This is a genomic window from Coleofasciculus sp. FACHB-542 (assembly GCF_014695825.1).
GTDB lineage: Bacteria > Cyanobacteriota > Cyanobacteriia > Cyanobacteriales > FACHB-T130 > FACHB-T130.
This window is the reverse complement of record NZ_JACJPB010000038.1, coordinates 68,321-89,391: the sequence shown is the minus strand read 5'-3', so window position 1 is coordinate 89,391 and position 21,071 is coordinate 68,321. Positions and strand designations below refer to the sequence as shown.

General features: G+C 48.4%; 17 protein-coding genes. 13 read left to right on the top strand and 4 right to left on the bottom strand.

The genetic code is table 11. The annotated features are described in order from the left end of the window. Positions 1-30: 30 nt before the first annotated feature. The gene (locus H6F52_RS13745; protein ID WP_190535503.1) at positions 31-1,692 is read right to left on the bottom strand and encodes a Ppx/GppA phosphatase family protein; all 1,662 of its coding nucleotides are present in this window, start codon (positions 1,690-1,692) and stop codon (positions 31-33) included. Positions 1,693-1,801: 109 nt separating this feature from the next. On the opposite strand from H6F52_RS13745, the gene H6F52_RS13740 reads away from it, so the two are divergent. The 8 genes from H6F52_RS13740 to H6F52_RS13705 all read left to right on the top strand — a co-directional run bounded on the left by H6F52_RS13740 (position 1,802) and on the right by H6F52_RS13705 (position 10,286). After that, positions 1,802-2,686, top strand: a complete 885-nt coding sequence (locus H6F52_RS13740; RefSeq protein ID WP_190535500.1) for a 4-hydroxybenzoate solanesyltransferase — start codon at positions 1,802-1,804, stop codon at positions 2,684-2,686. Between the two features lie 165 nt (positions 2,687-2,851). Continuing rightward, entirely contained in the window at positions 2,852-3,349 is a 498-nt protein-coding gene (locus tag H6F52_RS13735) for a TIGR00725 family protein (RefSeq protein WP_190535497.1), read from the top strand. A 227-nt stretch (positions 3,350-3,576) separates the two neighbouring features. Next, complete coding sequence (locus H6F52_RS13730; RefSeq protein WP_190432752.1) at positions 3,577-4,182, top strand: superoxide dismutase; 606 nt, start codon at positions 3,577-3,579, stop codon at positions 4,180-4,182. 135 nt (positions 4,183-4,317) lie between these two features. Then, on the top strand, positions 4,318-4,527 hold the full coding sequence (locus tag H6F52_RS13725; RefSeq protein WP_190432754.1) for a hypothetical protein: 210 nt from the start codon (positions 4,318-4,320) through the stop codon (positions 4,525-4,527). Positions 4,528-4,877: 350 nt separating this feature from the next. After that, positions 4,878-7,046, top strand: coding sequence for a polyphosphate kinase 1 (gene ppk1 / locus H6F52_RS13720; RefSeq protein WP_190432756.1), 2,169 nt, complete (start codon positions 4,878-4,880; stop codon positions 7,044-7,046). Positions 7,047-7,252: 206 nt separating this feature from the next. Further along, positions 7,253-8,542, top strand: coding sequence for a glucose-1-phosphate adenylyltransferase (locus H6F52_RS13715; protein WP_190410725.1), 1,290 nt, complete (start codon positions 7,253-7,255; stop codon positions 8,540-8,542). A 144-nt stretch (positions 8,543-8,686) separates the two neighbouring features. Then, on the top strand, positions 8,687-9,202 hold the full coding sequence (locus tag H6F52_RS13710) for an AAA family ATPase (protein WP_190410724.1): 516 nt from the start codon (positions 8,687-8,689) through the stop codon (positions 9,200-9,202). Positions 9,203-9,278: 76 nt separating this feature from the next. Then, entirely contained in the window at positions 9,279-10,286 is a 1,008-nt protein-coding gene (locus tag H6F52_RS13705; protein WP_190410723.1) for a DnaJ C-terminal domain-containing protein, read from the top strand. 66 nt (positions 10,287-10,352) lie between these two features. Here the strand turns inward: H6F52_RS13705 and H6F52_RS13700 are convergent, their stop codons facing one another. After that, positions 10,353-12,539, bottom strand: coding sequence for a serine/threonine-protein kinase (locus H6F52_RS13700; protein WP_190535494.1), 2,187 nt, complete (start codon positions 12,537-12,539; stop codon positions 10,353-10,355). A 151-nt stretch (positions 12,540-12,690) separates the two neighbouring features. On the opposite strand from H6F52_RS13700, the gene H6F52_RS13695 reads away from it, so the two are divergent. After that, positions 12,691-14,262 (top strand): phenylacetate--CoA ligase family protein, encoded by a 1,572-nt coding sequence (locus H6F52_RS13695; protein WP_190535647.1) that lies wholly within the window; start codon positions 12,691-12,693, stop codon positions 14,260-14,262. 16 nt (positions 14,263-14,278) lie between these two features. On the opposite strand, the gene H6F52_RS13690 is transcribed toward H6F52_RS13695, so the two are convergent. Next, on the bottom strand, positions 14,279-14,599 hold the full coding sequence (locus H6F52_RS13690; RefSeq protein WP_190410721.1) for a helix-turn-helix domain-containing protein: 321 nt from the start codon (positions 14,597-14,599) through the stop codon (positions 14,279-14,281). Between the two features lie 523 nt (positions 14,600-15,122). On the opposite strand from H6F52_RS13690, the gene H6F52_RS13685 reads away from it, so the two are divergent. The 4 genes from H6F52_RS13685 to H6F52_RS13670 all read left to right on the top strand — a co-directional run bounded on the left by H6F52_RS13685 (position 15,123) and on the right by H6F52_RS13670 (position 20,004). Next, positions 15,123-15,821, top strand: coding sequence for a pirin family protein (locus tag H6F52_RS13685; protein ID WP_190535491.1), 699 nt, complete (start codon positions 15,123-15,125; stop codon positions 15,819-15,821). 185 nt (positions 15,822-16,006) lie between these two features. Continuing rightward, entirely contained in the window at positions 16,007-16,366 is a 360-nt protein-coding gene (locus tag H6F52_RS13680; RefSeq protein ID WP_190535488.1) for a VOC family protein, read from the top strand. A 164-nt stretch (positions 16,367-16,530) separates the two neighbouring features. Then, the gene (locus H6F52_RS13675; RefSeq protein WP_190535485.1) at positions 16,531-17,805 is read left to right on the top strand and encodes a recombinase family protein; all 1,275 of its coding nucleotides are present in this window, start codon (positions 16,531-16,533) and stop codon (positions 17,803-17,805) included. Positions 17,806-18,348: 543 nt separating this feature from the next. Continuing rightward, entirely contained in the window at positions 18,349-20,004 is a 1,656-nt protein-coding gene (locus H6F52_RS13670) for a glycosyltransferase family 39 protein (protein WP_190432766.1), read from the top strand. Here the strand turns inward: H6F52_RS13670 and H6F52_RS13665 are convergent. Then, on the bottom strand, positions 19,994-21,043 hold the full coding sequence (locus tag H6F52_RS13665; protein ID WP_190535482.1) for a DUF1611 domain-containing protein: 1,050 nt from the start codon (positions 21,041-21,043) through the stop codon (positions 19,994-19,996). The genes H6F52_RS13670 and H6F52_RS13665 overlap by 11 nt on opposite strands. Positions 21,044-21,071: the final 28 nt, after the last annotated feature.

The following is a 21,071-nucleotide window of genomic DNA, read 5'->3' as shown; positions in this document are numbered from 1 at the left end:
TGACGGTTGCTCGAAAAGCTCTTTATAAAGCTACTGGCTAATTGGAACAGCAATAGCATTCAAAACTGGCAGTAGTTTAATGCCGTATTCTGCCTCAAAAATGTCTTTTTTATAATCTAAACTCCAGATTTCTAAGGCACAATCATCATCCGGTTGAGTAGGTTTTATGTGGAGCTGAAGTTCTTTCGTTTCCGCGTTGTATTCGCACTGCACTTGCTGAACTGCCCCAATTTGTCTCCGGTCGAGAGCAACTGCCAATCTGAGCAAGGCACTCAACTGAGAAACGATCTGTCGGTGCTGTTTAGTCGGCAGATTTTGATAGTTCTCGTGCTTTTTCTTTGGCGCAGTCTTGCGGTGATAGCGGGCTAAATTCGCAATCACATCAATTTCGGCTTCCGTATAGCCTAAAAGTTCACCGTTGCGAATTAAGTAAAAAGAGTGTTTGTGGTGGGAAGAATGACTGACATGGTGTCCGCAATTGTGTAAAATTGCGGCTGCCCAAAGTAGTTCCCGTTCTTCTGAACCCCAGTGGTGGAGGATGCCTTGAGTTTGGTCAAATAAGCTAAGGACAAATTCTGCGACTCGCTGAGCGTATTCCAGATTAACGCCATATTTACGGGCGGTTTTGATTACATTACGCTCGCGCACAGAACTTTGGTAGCGCAGCTTGTCTTCGATTAAGCCGTGAGCGAGCATCCAATCGACGATCACTCCTTCGCGGAGACTCCGTTCGCAGACCGTTAGCAATTCAGCGCCTAGCAGCGTCATCGCTTCTTGTAAAATAACCGCCCCGGCAACAATAATTTCTGACCGCCGCTCTGACATTCCTGGTATGGCGGCTCGTTCTAAGTAATTGAGCCTTCGCAAGCGATTCACTAAGTCTCTCAAGTCATTGAGACTCAGCTGGTAGCCATTTAGCGAAAAGGGGTTGGTACCTAGTTTTTCTCGCGCGTGTATCGTTACCAGCGTCTCAATCGTCCCGGACGTTCCCACTAAACGCGGCAGTTCCCCTGGTTGGAGAACTGCCCGCAATTCATCAACGGCTCGTTCTAGCTGTCCGCGCACATAAGCTTGTAGGGACTGAAATTCACCAATGCTGATGGGATCTGTGGTAATAAATTCTGCGGTTAGTCGGACTGCACCGACTTTGGTGCTGCTGAGCGATCGCGGTTCGTGACTATCCCCTAAAATTAACTCGGTCGAACCGCCGCCAATGTCAATAATGATGTGGGGATGGTTATTTAATTCCATTCCCGACAGCACGCCTAAGTAAATTCTCCGGGCTTCTTCTTGACCGGAAATCAAGTTGACAGATAAGCCCAAGTCTGATTCTACTTGTTTTAAAAAGTCTCGCCCGTTGGGGGCTTCTCTTACCGCACTGGTTGCCACGGCGATTATTTGTTCGGCGTTAAGACTTTTGGCAATTCCCTGGAAGCGGCGCAGGGCTGCGATCGCTCGTTCCATTGCCGCTGGCGTCAGATTGCCCGTCTTTTTATCACGATCGCCCAGTCTCACCGTGTCTTTTTCTCTGGCAATAATCGAAAAAGCAGGCAGCTTGGGTTGAATTTGCACGACCACCATGTGCAGGGAATTGGTACCTAAGTCAATCGCGGCGAGAATCCGATCTCGATCCACGCTAGGAGTTGAAACACCCGCAGAATTATCTTTAGCGTTGGCAACTAAATTGACCATTTCGATGTATCCAGGGTTGCAGAACCAGCCGAGATTTGATGAATAAGGATATTCTATAGGGGATAAAGATGTGATTAATGATATTTCTGGATACTCATTTTTCTAGACCATGCTGACCCAGCAAGAACATAAAGAAACAGAACCCACCTGGCTTACAGTCGTCCGGCTTTTGAGATGGGATAAGCCAGCAGGACGCCTGATATTGATGATTCCGGCACTATGGGCGGTCTTTCTGGCAGCAGCAGGAAAGCCACCGTTGCCGCTGGTAGGCGTGATTGTACTGGGTACTTTAGCGACCAGTGCTGCCGGGTGTGTTGTCAATGATTTGTGGGATCGGGATATCGATCCGCAAGTAGAAAGAACGCGATCGCGTCCCCTCGCCTCTCGCGCTTTGTCGGTCAAAACTGGCATCGTCGTTGCCTTGGTAGCGATGAGTTGCGCTGGGGTTCTCGCACTCTACCTTAATTCCCTTACTTTCTGGTTGTGCGTGGCGGCAGTTCCCGTAATTATTTTCTATCCCACCGCCAAGCGGGTGTTTCCAGTGCCTCAGCTAGTGCTGTCGATTGCTTGGGGTTTTGGCGTGCTGATTAGCTGGACTGCTGTAACTGCCAAGCTAGAAGAACCCACCTGGATTTTATGGGGCGCGACGGTACTCTGGACACTTGGATTTGACACCGTTTATGCCATGTCAGATCGGGAAGATGACCGGCGGATTGGCATTAATTCCAGCGCTTTATTTTTTGGCAATTATGCGGCTGAAGCTGTTGGTGTCTTCTTTACTGGCACGGTTATTTTGCTTGAATGGCTGGGAATTGTGATGGATCTAAAGCTTAGCTTTTGGATCGCTTTGAGTTTGGCAACCTTAGCTTGGATTTGGCAATATTCTCGACTCAGCCGGAAAGATATCCCAACGCCAGTATATGGGGAAACTTTTCGCCAAAATGTTTGGATTGGTTTTGTTTTACTGGCTGGAATGATTGCTGGTTCTCTGTAGGTTTGAGTAAGTTTTTTGAAGATAAAGAACGCAAAGGCGATCGCAAAGATACGCTGAGGAAAATGCTAATTCATTGCACTTCTATTACTTTGCCTACCTTTGCGTAGAACTCTGCGTACCTCGGCGTTAAAAATTTCAACGCTTAGGAGTTAAGGTCAGCTTGCCATGAAAAAAACCCTAATTGGCGTTATGGGACCAGGAGCCAACGCCACAGAAACTGACTTAGAAAACGCTTATAAACTCGGTCAATTCATCGCCCAAGAGGGATGGGTTTTGCTGACTGGCGGCAGAAATGCTGGTGTGATGGATGCGGCGAGTAAAGGAGCAAAATTTGCTAATGGTTTAACAATTGGCATTCTTCCCACTAACGATACCAGCGCGGTTTCTGATGCCGTAGATATTGCAATTGTTACCGATATGGGAAATGCGAGAAATAATATTAATGTCCTTTCTTCTGATGTTGTGATTGCCTGCGGCATGGGTGCAGGAACCGCTTCAGAAATTGCCCTGGCTTTGAAGAACTATAAAAAAGTGATTTTATTAACGAATCATCCAGAAAGTACGGCTTTTTTCCAAAGCTTGTCTGAAGACTCTATTTTGATTGCCAATACTCCAGCAGCGGCAATCGAAATGGTTAGAGGAGTTTTGAGCGATCGCCATTAATTATCCCTTTGGGTAGATGCAACAGGGAGAAATTAGTGGGGAGTCCTGCCTAAATTGGCACATAGCGTTGATTTTGGCTGTCTCTCGACTTTTAAGGTACAATCCAGTGGTTAAGTTTTATATCGCTAGCGATCGCAACCTCGATCGGACGAGACTTAGATCCTTAAGAAGAAAAAACTTCTCCCTTAGTTTTAAGCTAGAAAGCAGTTAGCAGAGGATTGAACACAATGGCATTTGAATTACCCCCTTTACCTTACGATCAAGACGCTTTAGAGTCGTCAGGTATGTCGGCGCGGACACTTGAGTTCCATTACGGCAAGCATCACGCTGCTTACGTGAACACTCTCAACAATCTAGTTAAGGACACAGAACTAGCCGACAAGTCGCTTGAAGAAATCATCAAGGCAACCTACAAAGCATCAGACAAAGCTGCTGTATTCAACAACGCTGCTCAGGTATGGAATCATACCTTCTATTGGAATGGCATCAAGCCAAATGGAGGCGGCAATCCGAGTGGCGAACTAGCGGAAAAAATTAACGCCAGCTTCGGTAGCCTTGACAAATTCAAAGAAGAGTTTAAAAATGCCGGAGGCACTCAATTCGGTAGTGGTTGGGCTTGGCTGATCAAAGATGGCGATACCCTAAAAGTAACTAAGTCTCCGAACGCAGAAAACCCGATTGCCTACGGACAAACTCCCTTGCTAACAATGGATGTTTGGGAACATGCCTACTATCTGGATTACCAGAATAGCCGCCCCAACTTCATGCAGAACTTTGTTGACCACTTGATCAACTGGGACTTTGTTGCCCAGAATTTAACGGCATCTGCTTAAATAACGGCTGATGTTTCAGCTACGTCAAATTTAATCATCTGGAAAACAGCCACTACTAACGTGGCTGTTTTTTTATTATCTGTAAACTTCGGCTGCCTGTATCTTTAAAGAAGATAAATTCCCACCAGATAAATCATGGATAGCAAAGAACTAGCCCAATACATTGAAGCCACAGATAGCATTTCCAAGCCTTGGCTATTAGTGCAATTGCGGCTAAAAAAACTCCAAGAACGCCGCCCGACTATCTCTCCAGAGGAATATGTTCAAGAATTAGCAGATATTCATCAGGACTTGATGAATCTGGGTGAGTGGTGGCGGGGAAGGGAAGATGAGGTATTTGGTTAATAAAACTCATCGAATCGCTATCGTCAGATGGGCAGAGGCTTGGCAAGGCGTGCGGGTGAAGTATCCAGTTAAAGGAGGGAGTAGCGATCGCTCGCCCGGAGCCTGCCTTGAGAGCATAAACCTAGCGCTTTTGCATGAGGTCATAATATTTAACGCCTTTCTGTAGATAGGTTTTGGGTCATCTAAGTCAGGATACGATGAATTAATAACACAGCCAGAATTAAGATAAGCGCATTTTAAAAATGAGTGCTAAAACAATCAGCGCGAATCTGCGATCAATTCAGATGGAATTCACTGGTTGGTGTTGCAAGTAACAATGAATACCTGCCAGCCTGACTGCCATTAGAATTATGTCAAAAGCGAAAAAGACCGCAGCAACACACCATAATATTGACCTAAACCATCCGCAGTACTATTTCAACCGCGAACTCAGCTGGTTGGAGTTTAACAATCGAGTTTTGCATGAAGCGATCGATCCTCGGACGCCGCTGCTAGAACGCCTGAAATTCATGGGGATTTTTAGTGCCAACTTCGACGAATACTTCATGGTGCGCGTTGCTGCTCTTAAGCAACAGGTGGAAGCAAAAGTGAGCCAGCTGACGCCCGATGGTCGGACGCCAAGCGACCAGCTAGAAGAGATTAGCTTGGCAGCGCGACCTCTGGTAGCACAACAGCATCAACACTTTGAGAAAGCATTGCGACCCTTGATGACCGCGCAAGGCATTCATCTTCTAGACTACGTGGATCTGAACCAGGAACAGCGGGCTTACCTGCAAAACTATTTTGAAGAGCAAATTTTCCCAGTTCTGACCCCCTTAGCCGTCGATCCCAGCCATCCTTTTCCCTATATGTCTAACCTCAGTCTGAATCTGGCTGTGGTGGTGAAAGACCCAGACACGGGGGAAGAACTGTTTGCTAGAGTGAAAGTCCCAAAAGTTTTACCTCGATTTTTGCCCTTACGGTTGGAGTCCGGGCTGGGAAGTCGGTCGTCTGGACTCGAAGAGGAACGATTCCGGAATGAACGCCTGATTTGGATGGGTGTGCCCCTAGAACAGGTGATTGCTCATAATCTAGAGTCACTGTTTCCGGGGATGAATATCCAGGAATATCACCCCTTCCGAATCACTCGCAATGCAGATTTGGAGGTGGAAGAAGATGAAGCCGACGATCTGATGCTGGCGATTGAGCAAGAACTGCGGAAACGTCGGGTGGGTGGTTCGGCGGTACGGATGGAAATTCAAGCTTCAATGCCCGAATCCATGAAAGGGATGCTGATGCGGGAACTGGGGCTGTTGGAGCGGGATGTTTACGAGGTGGACGGGCTATTGGGGCTGGCAGACTTGATGTACTTCATGCAATTGCCACTCCCGGAACTGAAAGACCCTGTGTGGACGCCAGGGATACCCCCACGCCTGCGGCGGCTCAGTGAAGGAGATTTGGATGAGGGAGAAGATATTTTCTCGGTCATTCGCACCGCAGATTTGATGGTTCACCATCCTTATCAATCTTTTGGAGGAACGGTACAGCGCTTTATTACCCAAGCGGCAATCGATCCAAATGTGCTGGCGATTAAAATGACTCTCTACCGAACATCTGGGGACTCGCCGATTCTCAATGCCCTAATTACAGCGGCTGAGCATGGCAAGCAAGTAGCGGTTCTGGTGGAACTAAAAGCCCGTTTTGATGAAGAGAACAATATTAACTGGGCACGCAAGTTAGAACAAGCGGGCGTTCATGTGGTCTATGGGTTGGTGGGTTTAAAGACGCATACCAAAGTGGTTTTGGTAGTACGCCGAGAAGAAAACCAAATTCGCCGGTATGTCCACATCGGTACGGGGAACTATAATCCCAAAACCGCTCGAATTTATACAGATGTGGGGCTATTAAGCTGCCGTGAAGACTTGGGGGCGGATTTAACGGATTTGTTTAATTACTTGACGGGTTACTCGCGGCAACGGTCTTACCGCAAGTTGTTGGTGTCGCCGGTGAACTGCCGCGATCGCTTTTTGAGCTTGATCCGCCGCGAGATAGAACATTGCCATCATGGCAAAAGCGGTCGAATTGTCGCCAAGATGAATTCACTGACAGATCCCCAACTCATTGCCTCGCTTTACGAAGCTAGCATCGCTGGGGTAAAAATCGATTTGATTATCCGCGGAATTTGCTGTCTGCGACCCGGTGTGGAAGGAGTCAGTGAAAATATCCGGACGATTAGTGTTGTCGGGCGTTATCTAGAACACTCGCGGATTTTTTACTTTCAAAATGCTGGCAGTGAGGAAGTTTATATCGGCAGTGCTGATTGGATGCGCCGCAACTTGGATCGACGAGTAGAAGCGATCGCGCCAATAGAAGATCCCGAAATTTCTAAAGATTTACAAGAAATCTTAGGAATTATGCTCGCCGATAACCGTCACGCTTGGGATTTACAACCAGATGGTCGTTACATCCAACGCCACCCCGGTGACAAGGAAAGAGAACAAAGTGCCCAGAAAATTTTGATGGAAATGGCACTGCAATAGGGCGGTGGGAAATGAGCGTGTTGAGTTTTGAATTTTGAGTTTTGAATAAAAAAGAGTGCTTTAATTCAAAACTCAACACTGATTCCTTGAAACTTTTTCCGAATTATCCATAACCCCTAACATCGATTCCCCCTCCCCCCCTTGCCAACTGCTCCAGACCGTCCGACACTGGTTTTGGGAGTTGACTGGCAATCGAGAGGTTTGAAGTGAAAAAAGTTCTAAGCATTATTCTCGGAGGTGGCGCTGGCACCCGCCTTTACCCGCTGACCAAGTTGCGAGCGAAGCCAGCCGTGCCTCTGGCAGGAAAGTATCGCCTAATCGATATTCCGGTCAGTAATTGCATTAACTCAGAAATTTACAAAATCTACGTTCTGACCCAATTCAACTCAGCTTCCCTCAACCGCCATATTGCCCGCGCCTACAGTTTCGCAGGGTTCACAGAAGGGTTTGTGGAGGTGCTAGCCGCCCAGCAAACGCCAGAAAACCCCAACTGGTTCCAAGGCACTGCCGATGCTGTCCGTCAGTATCTCTGGCTGTTGGATGAGTGGGATGTTGATGAGTACCTGATTTTGTCAGGAGATCATCTCTACCGCATGGACTATCGCCAGTTCGTGCAACGCCACCGCGACACTAATGCCGATATCACCCTCTCCGTTGTGCCAATGGATGAGCGACGGGCGTCCGATTTCGGCTTAATGAAAATCGATGATACCGGACGGGTGATAGATTTCAGCGAAAAGCCTAAAGGCGATGCTCTCAAGGAGATGCAGGTCGATACGACAACGCTGGGATTGAGTGCGGAACAAGCGAAGAAAAATCCCTACATCGCCTCAATGGGGATTTATGTCTTCAAAAAAGACGTGCTGATGCATCTGCTGCAAACTAACCAAGAGCGAACCGATTTTGGTAAGGAGATTATCCCCGCTTCGGCGCAGGATTATAACGTTCAAGCTTATTTATTTAATGACTACTGGGAAGATATTGGAACGATGGAGTCGTTCTACGAGGCGAACTTGGCTCTCACCAGACAACCGCAGCCGCCTTTTAGTTTCTACGATGAGGATGCTCCGATTTACACTCGCGCTCGTTACTTACCGCCCAGTAAGCTGTTAGATTGCCAAATCACCGAGTCGATTATTGGGGAAGGCTGCATCCTGAAAGAATGCCGGATTGAGCATTCAGTTTTGGGAGTGCGATCGCGCATTGAATCGGGTTCCTTAATTGAAGACTCCCTCGTCATGGGTGCCGACTTATACCAACCCTTCGCCGAACGACAAGCTCACTGTGAAGACGGTAAAGTTCCCTTGGGAATTGGTTCGGACACCCGGATTCGCCGCGCTATCATTGACAAAAACGCCCACATTGGTTGCAATGTGCAAATTATCAACAAAGACAGGGTGGAAGAAGCCAACCGCGAAAGCGAAGGTTTCTACATCCGTAGCGGGATTGTTGTGGTACTGAAAAATGCTGTGATTCCGGATGGAACCGTCATTTAAGGTGGAAATTAGTACCGGGAGTTGCTAATTGGGAAAAAGTTGAAGTAGAGACGCGATTCTCGCGTTTGAATTTGGGTTTTGAATTAAAGAACTCTCTTTAACTCAAAACTCAAAACTCTAATTACCCGCTCCCAACACCGAAACATGACTCGATTAATTCTCTTAATTGGGTTGCCCGGTAGCGGCAAATCTTCTCTAGCACAACAGCTCGTAGCAGAATGCCCTCAGCATCGGCTAATTGCCACAGACGCGATCCGGGAACAACTGTTTGGGGATGAAGCGATTCAAGGGTCGTGGCTGTTAGTGTGGAGCGAAGTACAGCGCCAATTAAGCCAAGCAGTTGAGGAGAAAAGACAAGCGATTTTCGACGCGACGAATGCGGCTCGTAAACATCGCCGGGAAGCGATCGCTACTTCTCGCGATCGCGGTTTTACCCACATTACCGGCTTGTGGCTGGATACGCCAGTGCAGGAATGTCTAGAAAGAAATCGATTAAGACTGCGCCAAGTCCCGGAAGAAGTTATTTTACAGATGCACCGCCAACTGGTAGACGCTCCGCCCACCCTAGCTGATGGACTCGATCGTTTAATCCGTTATTCAGCGACAAGTACGGAAATCGCGATCGCATCAGTGCGGAAAAGCCGAACTTATATCCATTGACTGATTTGATACCCTATCTCTGAGAAGGTAAAAAATAAAACTTAAACTAAATATTTAGACGAGAGGAGGGAGGTTGATGGCTGCGACCGATTTTAAAGACTATTACGCCATCCTGGGAGTTACTAAAACCGCTAGTGCCGATGAAATCAAAAAAGTCTACCGGCGACTGGCACGAAAGTACCACCCCGACATGAACCCTGGCAACAAAGAAGCTGAAGCTCGCTTCAAGGAAGTCAGCGAAGCCTACGAAGTGCTATCCGACCCAGAAAAACGTAAAAAGTACGATCAGTTCGGACAGTACTGGAAACAAGTCGGGGAAGGATCGTCACCCTATCCAGGCGGAGTGAACGTTGATTTTGGCGGCTTTGACTTTAGTCAGTACGGCAGTTTTGATGAATTTGTCAACGATCTCCTGGGCGGTTTAGGGGGTGCCAGTGCCCGTTCTGGCAGCCGTGCTGGACGCCGCACGACTTATCGCACTTCTACAGGCCCCACTGGGTATACAGACTTTGGCGGGTATTCTGGCTTCGATCCGCAAGCCGCCGCAGCCGCCGATCGAGAAGCGGTCATCAAACTCAGCCTATCCGAAGCTTTTCATGGCGTCCAGAAGCGTTTAGATTTAGGCAATGAAGCCATTGACGTTCGGATTCCTCCGGGTACAAAACAAGGCAGTCGAATTCGCGTCAAAGGCAAAGGTTCAGTCAGCCCCTATACTCAGCAGCGGGGTGACTTATACTTAACCGTGGAGCTGCTGCCCCACTCGTTCTTCCAATTCGATGGTGATAATCTCGTCTGCGAAGTGCCGGTAACGCCAGATGAGGCCGTGTTGGGGGCACCCGTGGAAGTGCCGACGCCGGATGGTTCTGTCACTGTCAACGTTCCCCCTGGTGTCCGTTCGGGACAATCTCTGCGGTTGCGCGGTAAAGGTTGGCCCAATCCTAAAGGCGGACGTTCCGATCAGCTGGTAAAGATTTTGATTGTGACGCCGAAAGAACTCAGTGCTACGGAACGAGAATATTACGAGAAAATCCGGGAGAGCCGCACCTTCAATCCCCGCAGCAATTTGCCGCAGGTACGGCTGTAGACGTTATCCGAGCTTTTCATCTGAACCCGACCCCCTACTCTCCCCCAAAGAGGTAAGGGGTTTCATTTAGGGGGAAGGAGTGGTTGTTTGTGCCGGTTCAGGAGAAGCAGTGGTCGTTTCAGCCGGTTCAGGTGAGGGAGCCGGAGGGTTTTCCACGCCGATATCAAGTTGATAATCAACGGGCTGGGAAGCTTCGGAAACAACGATGAATTCGTAGTAGCCTGATTGAGGCAGGGTTCCCGACCAAGTTTTTTCGGTGGAGTCTTCGAGGATTGGGGGAAATGTACTGGTTGGGGGGTAAAGGGAAAGCCGCAGTTTTGAACTCCCCGTAAAGTTAACTGCTAATAATTGATTTTGGGCAAAGTTGCTGATGTAGGCTTTTCCTTCTCCTGGTTGGAGGGTGCCGCTGACTCGTTTGCCCACTGCCCCTGGAGCAAAGCGAATTGTTTCCAGCGCCTCTTGAGATTGCACTGCTTTGACTTTCTCCCCAGCGATCGCGTGCCAGATTTGACCGACTGGCTGATTGAGAAAATCTCTGCCCCGCTGTTCTGGAAATACTTGGAAAAATGCCACATCTGCGAGATCGTAGAGGGCGCGACTGCTCAGGTTTCGCTGGTTGACTTGCCCTTTCCAGCGATCGCGATCCGCTGCACCATAGCTTCCTAAACGCTGTCTCGCTGCGCCTGGTAATTTCGCCTGATCTAGCTTATCGAGCAATTCAGTTGCGATCCGATCCCATTGCTCTCGTAATTGCTCATTTTCTGGCCCATTCCCCAGCGTGCGCCCTCGTTGATTGGGGTTCTGAGTCCAGAAAACTTCATTCACCCAGTTGACATAGAAATTGTAGTTAACGCCGAGACTTTGACGGCGATCGCGCAGCTGTTGCTTGCGTGCCTGTTCCGCAGGCGAAAACTGCGAGGAAGGATTTTCCTGATCGACGGGCGGCGAAGAACTAGGTGACGGTGTGGCGTCGGAGGTTTCTTCCCCAGACTTCGATAGTGATTGTATCCAAAGATTGCCAGCCCACCAGCCAATTCCAGTCGCGCCCGTAATCAGCAGCGACACGACCAAAGTTTTTCCCACTAAACCGAGAAAGGGAGATTGCGGTTTGGGGGTTGGCGGCGGTAATGGATTGGGCGTTGGGGGTGGTAATGGATGGGGGGTTAGGATTGGCTGGGGTGAGTTGGCGATTGCCTGGGGGGGCGGGGGAATTTGGGCACGAGCCACCACCATTGTCGGTGCCATCGGGGGTTTGGTGGGCGGCTGAGTGGGAGGAAGATCGGGTGCTGGGGCAGGCGGGTGGGCAGATGAAAGGCTCTGTAGCACGGCGCTGGCAGATTGATAGCGATCGCCCGGTCGTCGTGAAAGCATTTTATCCAATACTGCTCCCAGAGCGGGGCTAAGGTTCACGTCCCGCCGCCAGTTCCACAAAAGCGTTCCATCGTCGATTAGCTCTTGCGGCTGTTTACCCGTGAGCAACACCAACATCGTTGCTGCCAAAGCATATAAATCGCTATGGGGAAACACAATTCCCCGTTGCATCTGTTCATCGGGGGCGTATCCGGGCTTACCTAACCGAGTATGGATGGTCGCTGTTTCCATCCCTGGTGTCTCGTTAAACTCCGATTCTACGGTGGCTGCGACTTCCTTGACGCCACCGAAGTCAATCAAAACGGGCAGTTGGTCAGAAGCTCGCGAAATCATGTTATCTGGGGCAATATCGCGGTGAATGACCCCCATCGAATGGATATATTCCAGAACTGGTAAAATTTGCAGCAGAATCTGCCGTACCTCTGCCTCGCTAAACCGCGCTCCTTGATGTTTCCGACTTTCGAGAAGCGCGCGATAAGTTTGACCTTCCACATAGTCTTGGACTAAAAACAGGCGTCCGTTCCCTCGCTGGTTTACCCGAAATAACTCTCGAAAGTTGGGAATTTGCGGGTGTTTCAGCTTGTAAAGGACACCCGCTTCCCGTTCAAATAGTTCGGAAGCTTTTTGCAAAGCGTAAGTGCCTTGCACCTTGGGGGCAAATTCCTTTAAAACACAGGGTTCGTTGAAGCGGTTGAGGTCTTCAGACAAATAAGTGCGTCCAAAGCCACCGTGCCCCAATTCGTGCACAATTCGATAGCGATCGCCCAGCGTCATCCCCGGCAAAACAGTATTACTCACCACAGCAGGTAGCGGTTCGCCACAATGCTGGCAAAAGCGACCATCAATGGGATTCTCGTGTCCTTTGGTGCAATAGAGGGGCATGATTAACCTGGGGCAATTCTGTGGAAGATCCAGTAACGGTATAACAAATTGACCGAGATTCTACCAAGTAATGCGATCGATGAAAGCGATTGAAAGCGATCGCCTTCCCTACGTTAGCCTGATCTTAAATACAAAACTGAGAGGGAGGACAATGCTAGAAGAACAACGTCAACGGGTACTCACCGCTTTTCAATCGTTCCTGGGTACTCCCCTCCAGTGGCGGCTGCAACAGTATCGCAGCACCTCCCCAGAAGCCGCTACGATGCAATTATTCCACGAGGTTTCTGCGAGTGTCCCCGCCTACCAAGCTTTTGTGAAGGAACAAGGTATCGATCCGGATTCGATACAAACTTTTGAAGATTTCCAAAAACTTCCCTTCATTACCAAAGAAAATTACCTGTTGCGTCACTCCCTTGCAGACTTGTGCCGCAATGGACAATTAGAAGCGTGCGATACGATTGCTGTTTCCTCCGGTTCAACGGGAAAGCCGACATTTTGGCCTCGTTTCCTCACGGATGAACTGCAAATCGCGATTCGCTTTGAACAGATATTTCATGATAGTTTTCAGGCTGATACCCGCCGCACCTTGGCTGTCATCTGCTTTACCTTAGGGACTTGGGTTGGGGGAATATACACAGCAAACTGCTGTCGCTATCTCGCCAGTAAAGGATACCCGATTACGGTGATTACTCCTGGCAATAATAAAGGAGAGATATTTCGAGTCGTGCAAGAACTGGGTTCTGCATTTGAGCAAGTCGTGCTGCTGGGATATCCGCCATTTTTGAAGGATGTCATTGATAGTGGCATAGCGCGGGGTGTGGAGTGGCAGCAATATCACATCAAAATGGTGTTTGCGGGAGAAGTCTTTAGCGAAGAATGGCGCAATCTTGTCGGAGAAAGAGTCGGTTCTCAAAATCCTTGTTATGACTCAGCTTCGCTTTATGGGACAGCCGATGCAGGCGTCTTGGGCAACGAAACCCCGCTGAGTATCCGCATCCGTCGATTTCTGGCAGAACATCCAGATGCTGCTAAGGCATTATTTGGGGAATCTCGCTTGCCAACACTGGTACAGTATGACCCACTGAGTCGCTTTTTCGAGGTTCACGAGGGCACATTGCTGTTTTCCGGCGATAACGGGATTCCGTTGATCCGCTATCATATCTCCGATACGGGAGGCTTAATCCCTTACGATGAAATGCTCCAGTTTTTAGCAGGATGGGACTTCGATCCAGTCGCGGCGTTGCAAGGTGAAAGTGCCATTCCTCATCCCGAAACCTCCGGTTTAGGGCTACCCGAACTCAATCCGGCGGCGCGGGCTACACAAAGAGGAATTCCTCCCTTACCGTTTGTTTATGTGTTTGGACGGTCTAATTTCACGGTTTCGTATTTCGGCGCAAATATTTACCCGGAAAATGTGACGGTGGGGTTAGAACAACCCAGGACTCGAGAGTGGGTGACGGGTAAGTTTGTCATGCAGGTTCAGGAAGATGCAGATAAAAACCGCTTCCTGTCGGTGGTTGTGGAGTTAGCGCCACAAGTGGAAGCCAGTGAAGACAAGCAACAAGCGATCGCATCTTCAATTCTGTCTCAGCTACTACGCCTCAACAGCGAGTTTGCCAACTATGTCCCTCCAACCTACCAAATGCCGCAAGTTACCTTAACTCCCAGCGGCGATCCAGAATATTTTCCGATTGGGGTGAAGCATCGCTATACTCGCCAATAATTTCTGCCAATAATTTCTATAATTGCGTGCCTAATTCGTGCATTGCCTGAATAATCGGTTTCAAACTTTCTCCTAAAGGGGTCAAAGAATATTCCACTTTTGGGGGAATCTGCGGATAAACCTGACGATGGATAATTCCGTCTTCTTCCATTTCTCTAAGTTGCTGCGTGAGCATCTTTTGAGTGATTCCCTCCAGCCCTCTTTGCAGTTCCCCAAACCGTTTAACTCCTGACCATAGTTCTGCCACAATCAAAAGCTTCCAGCGTCCGCTAATTGCTTTTAAGGTAGTTTCTGCTGGACAAGTCTTCCTTTCAAAATTCTCGCTTTTAGCTTCCATAGTATCTTTTTGGGTACTATCTTACTTTAAAGTGCATACTTTACACTTTATGGTTACATTTTTTAAACTATAAATATACAAAAATAAGGCACCAAAGAAAGCCAAGGACAAGCAAAATGAGTGAACCCGTCATTGTTGATACAAAACCTATCATTCTTGCGCTTGAATTGGGTACTTAAATTTTGGTGCAGTTGCGGTCAATCTCACAATCAACCTTATGGCGATGGTTCCTATCAAAACACGGAATTCCCCCCTGTAAAGTTTGTAATGAAAGACAAAAAACAGGTAGCAGTATGCCAGTGTGAGTAAACCAGAAATCCACCGTTTTGTGATGGTTTGTACAGTAAACTTTAGTATTATTCATGACAAAACCGTAGCCTGTCTAAATAAAGTTTACTTGTACCAACTGGCAACAGATCCCATTTTTTTAGTCTGCGAAGGGAGACGCAATAAATCGCCTCTCTACAACCAGGATAGCTCTAGGCTCTAGCCGCTGGACATTTAAGTTAAATAGGAGATGAAAATGATTGCAATTCGGAAAGCAGAAGAACGTGGACACGCCGATCATGGTTGGCTCAATTCCTATCATTCATTCTCCTTCGCCAACTACTACGATCCTCAGTACATGGGATTTAAAACTCTGCGCGTAATTAACGAAGATAGAGTGCAAGCGAACCAAGGCTTCGGGACCCATTCTCATCGAGATATGGAAATTATTTCCTACGTACTAGAAGGTGCTTTAGAGCATAAAGATAGCATGGGAACCAGCTCCATTATTCTTCCGGGTGAAGTGCAAGTTATGAGCGCTGGTACAGGAGTTACGCACAGTGAATATAACCATTCTAAAACTGACTTAGTGCATTTTCTGCAAATTTGGATTACGCCTAACCAAAAGGGATTAAAACCTAGATACGAGCAGAAAATGTATTCGGCTGAAGAAAAGCACGGAAATCTCCGTTTAATTGCTTCTCAAGATGGTCGGGATGGTTCGGTTACTATCCACCAAGATGCCAATCTCTACGCAAGTTTGCTCGATGCAGGACAGCAGGTTAATTATCAAATCAACCCTAACCGCCATGCTTGGCTGCAAGTTATCAAAGGCGATATCAGTTTGAATAGCAAGCCACTAGCTGCTGGAGATGGCACTGCAATCAGTGATGAAAACCAGATAGCCATAGAAGCCAAAAATAGCACGGAATTTCTGTTGTTCGATTTGGCATGACAGCCGAAGGTTTATATACCCTTTAGGCGAAGACGATGATTCCGGCCATGGTTTTTAAGTAAACAGTTCTTTAAGTAAGAAAAATCGAGCGATCGCTCGATTTCTCTTATTTATTTTTTGGTTCTAAGGAATTCGTTTACCTCCAGGTAAAAATGGTATGATTACAGGCAAAAGTATAACTAGCAATGCAGATTACTCAATGTCTCCATGCAGCCATTCTCGTTTCTGACTTGGAACGAGCCGAGCAATTTTACGGGAACGTGTTGGGATTATCGAAAGTGGATAGAGTGCTGAAATTTCCCGGCGCATGGTATCAAGTCGGCGAGTTTCAAATTCACCTGATTGTTGCCAACTCTATACCATCGGATTTAGTCAATTCTGAGAAATTAGGCCGGAATCGGCATTTAGCCTTCTTGGTCGCCAACTTAGACGCTGCTAAGGAGAAGCTTATGGCTCACAAATACCCCCTACAAATGAGCGCTTCTGGTCGCGCTGCGCTGTTTACTCAAGATCCTGATGGCAACATCATTGAGTTAGGTGAATGAGCTGTCAACCATGAATCCTAATCAGGGCAATTTGGGAGCATCCCGTGAATTGCGAATCCCTGTCTGCACGATAGAAGCGTGGGGCTACAGAAACGAAGCCTACCTACACAAGCTAAAATTAAACTCTTCAGGCTGCTCCTGGCAGCTTGGTACATAATTCTGCAATGAAAATCATTGCATATTCCTATACTGACCCGTTGCTTGAAGTTGCACCCGATCCCTTGATGTGGGGTTGGGAAATAGATAGCGTTTATCAAGATTTAGGGGAACGTCAACAACTACGACAGCTGTTAGAAGATTGTAAAGAAGAACCCGCTAATTATTTATTAATCCGACGACTGGCAGAATTGGGAAACTCGGTGGAAGAAGTATGCGATCGCATCCTCGATCTCGAATCCCTCGGCATTCAAATTATTACTACTGAGTCAGTCGCGTATCATCAAACACCCCTGCAACTCCTGCAAGAAATTCAGAATCGGCAACGCAGCGATCGTATCCGTCAAGGACACGCTCAGCGGCGGCTCAAAGCGTCGCCAGCGCCTGGAAAAGCTCCTTATGGCTACCGACGAGGTAAAGACCGCTATATCCTAGACCGCAGCGCCGCGCCGGTCGTCAAAGATTTTTTTGAACAATTTCTGCTGTATGGTTCTTTACGCGGTGCAGTGCGGTATCTAGAAAAGAAATACGGCAAGAAAATTTCCGCTTCTACTGGACAACGCTGGCTAACGAACCCAGTCTATCGGGGCGACACTGCGTATAAAAATGGTGAGATTCTCTCTGATACCCATGCTGCCATCGTATCTAGGGAAGAAGCCGCGCAAATTGACCGCTTGCTGCGCCGTAACCGCCGTTTGCCTCCTCGTACCACTAGTGCAAACCGTTCTCTAGCGGGATTAGTGGTTTGTGGAGAGTGCCAATCGCCAATGACGATTACCCGCGTCACCGCTTCCCGCAAACAGGGAGAATATCTTTATCTGCGCCCAACCAAGTGCGTTAAACAGCCTAAATGTCGGGCTATTTCTTATCAGGAAGTATTAGAGCAAACGATTGAGAGAATCTGCCAAGATTTACCCCGTGCAGTAGCGGCGATGAATGTTCCCAATATGGATAGAATTAAGGGCACGATTACCCATGAAATTGCCGCTAAGCAAGATATCTTAGCTCAGTTGCCGACGCTTACAGAGAATGGCATTCTAGATTCAGAAACTGCCCAGTTACGCGCCTACAAGCTACGCACAGAAATCTCTCAATTGCAATCGCGGATGGCGAGTCTGCCGCCAGTAGATTTACAAGCGATCGCGCAGGCTGTATCTATCTCACAATTTTGGCTAGATTTGTCAGAATCAGAGCGACGATTCTACTTTCGAGAATTTATTCGCCAGATTGAAATTAACCGCCTGGATTCATCTTGGGAGATCGAGCTAGTTTTTATCTTTTAGCGATTAACGATAAAGTGTTGCGATCGCAATTCTATTTGAGCTGTGAGCCAGCACTTCAGATACCCCGCTTCTCACAGCAGCCAGTTATCTCGCCTTGCCGAATCGTTAAAGAGTGCGCTCGCTCTTCACCAAGCCGCAACACATACGCTAGCAACACTTACGCGAACAGAGTAAGTCGGCGTTACACTTGCATGGTGGCGATGCTAAATGTGCCGATAGATGACTAAAAAAACTTTCCGTATGACTCTCACTACTGGTATAAATTTTATAATTCGGAACGCAACGAGCGTCTAACCGCTGTAAAACTGAGTCCAAACGCTGCGAGTGTTTCCAACTCTGAGATTGTCCTACAGAGTTAGAGCAGGCATGGCGAGAGTTTTCCTCGGTCACTTTAAGATAGAAAATCCGGCTTTATTCTATAGAGTTATGCAAACTTCATAAGGACATGGAAACTTACCTTGTGATTTTAGTCAGATGATTGAGTTAGATAAATCGCAGGGAATGAAGTTGGATTGCCGCTAAATACCACGGGCTTTGTTAAATATGGATCGTCAAACTTTTGCGTGGGGTCGTTCAAAAAAGAAGATTAGAGGAGCTGACAGATGGGTGGAAAGGCTGTGGGTCTTAGGGTTATTCCTAGCGGCTATCCTGCTATTTGGAATCAATCTGGGCGTACTGCCTTTACGGGATTGGGATGAGGGAACGGTTGCCCAGGTTGCTCGTGAGATTTGGCAGGCAAAGTTTGATTCTTTGAGATGGCTGTACCCGACGTTGGGAGGTACGGAGTATTTCAATAAACCGCCTTTAATGCATCTGCTGATTGCCGGTGCCTACGCAATCGGCGGTGTAAATGAGTGGACAACGCGCCTACCTGGGGCGCTGCTGAGTGCCGCTTGTGTGCCGCTTTTGTATGGCATTGGACGGGAACTATTCCGGCGACGCCTTCCAGCTCTTTTCTCGGCTTTGATTTACTTAACGCTACTACCCGTTGTGCGTCATGGGCGTCTGGCGATGCTGGATGGGGCAGTGCTGTGCTTTTTCCTGTTCATGATGTGGTGCGTGTTGCGATCGCGTCGAAACTTGCGCTACGCTCTCGGTGCCGGTATCGGGTTTGGGTTGATTTGCCTGACTAAAGGCATGATGGGATTATTACTTTTAAATATTGCCCTGGTATTTTTAGCTTGGGATACTCCCAGACTGTTAACTTCCCTCTATTTCTGGATTGGTTTGCTCTTGGGCAGTGTGCCAGTTGCCGCTTGGTATGGTGCCCAATTTCTCCACTACGGGCAGGCTTTCGTAAACACCGGCATCTTCAGTCAATCCTTGCAGCGGATTTGGGCACCCGTCGAGAATCACGCGGGTCCCCCCTGGTACTATCTGTTGGAAATCTTAAAGTACGGTTGGCCCTGGTTATTCTTATTGCCCCAAGGATTGCGCCTTGCTTGGGAAAATCGCAATATGAGCTGGGCAAAACTGGTACTGGTGTGGATGAGTGTTTATCTAGTAGCCATTTCGGTGATGGGAACAAAGCTTCCCTGGTATGTACTGCCGATTTACCCAGCAGTGGCTTTATTGGGAGGTGCCCAGCTTGCTGAAATTTGGAATGCGCCGAGTAAGAAATCCTATCCCCGCTCTTGGGTACCGCTTTTGACAGTCATGGGTTTAGCGGCGCTAAGCGGTAGTTTTTATTTTGCTGCGTTTGGCCCCCAACCGAACTGGAATTTGCAACTGGTGTTTGCATCGGCTGCTTTGACTTTATTGATAACGGCAGTTTTGATTTATCAAAAAGACCTGCAATTTATTCCCCTGCTATTTTGGGGTACGTATGTAACGCTACTGCTACTCATGACATCGCCGCACTGGAATTGGGAACTCGCAGAAGCCTATCCGGTTAAACCCGTTGCCGCGATGATTAAGCGCAAAACTCCCATCAATAAGCCAATCTACACATCCTACGATCATGGTCGTCCTTCTCTGAATTTTTATAGCGATCGCCAAGTCATCCCCGCAACGGATGCCGAACTCCAGCAGCGTTGGAAAGGTGACGCTCAACCTTATTTTTTACTTGACCAACCCACCTTCAAGCAGCTGAATTTAAAGCCGGTGAAAGCGATTAATCAGGCGGAGGGTTGGCTGCTAATTACGAAGCCGACAGCCGTCAAACCAGCGAAGAGTCAGAAGCCACAGATTAAGGATTAGACATTACGGCATCTAATAGTGTGTCAGCACCAAAGCGGACTGGATCGGTGCAGGGACGCTTTGTTTCTGCCTGTATCTGCTCGATCGCTCGTTGTGCAGTGTCGGCGTCAAGATGGGCAGTGTTGAGAGCGATCGCGACCACGGGCACTGGCGCAAATGCACCGGCAGCCGCTCCCACTGCCTCGTAAAGCTGTATGACTTCTGGCAGCGGCGGAATCGGAACGTGGGGATGATTACGAATGGTTGCTTGTTGCGCTCGATGTACCAGCACCAGATGCGTCGGCTGAGTCCCGCGAATCAGTGGCAGCGTTGCAGTTGAACCGGGATGCAACAGGGAACCTTGCCCCTCAACAAACAGAATCTCATGCTCTTCGCCAAACAGCATCACCATTTGTTCGATAGCACCCGCAGCAAAGTCAACCCGCACGGCATCCAGCGGTATACCATCCCCCGCTATCATTAAACCAGCTTGACCTGTAGCTAGGAACTTGGAACGCAAACCGCGCTGCAATGCGGCTTTATTGAGTTCCAAACAGGTTGACATTTTGCCAATTGCCATATCCGTGCCGACTGCGAGAACCCGTTTGCAAGGGAGCGATCGCGCCTGTCCGCTTCCTATCTTTAATCCTGCGGGTTCCTGACGCACATCCCAAATCCACTGCCCATCTTTCAACAATGTCTGGATCTCCGGATGGGACGCCATTGGAGTATGCAGTCCATTGACGATAGACAACCCCGCTGCTATCCCTTGTTTTACTTCCTGCCACCATTCGGCTGGCAGGGCACCCCCAGACGGTGCAATCCCAATCGCCAGGATATCGGGTGTATAAGCTAGCGCCTCTTCCAGAGAAGCGACAATCGGAACCTCGCGGGGGATACCTGTCAATTCCCGCAACGACTCTCCCGCACACTGGCGATCGATGACTGCCACCACTAGCGCTTCACTGTAGCGCAATAGCGCCAGTCCGGTTTTGCCGTGGATGCCGCGAATCCCTTCATGCAGCAGAATTGCGACTCGATGTTTAGATGTCAAATGCACAGCTTTTTAGAAAATAGGGAACAGAAAT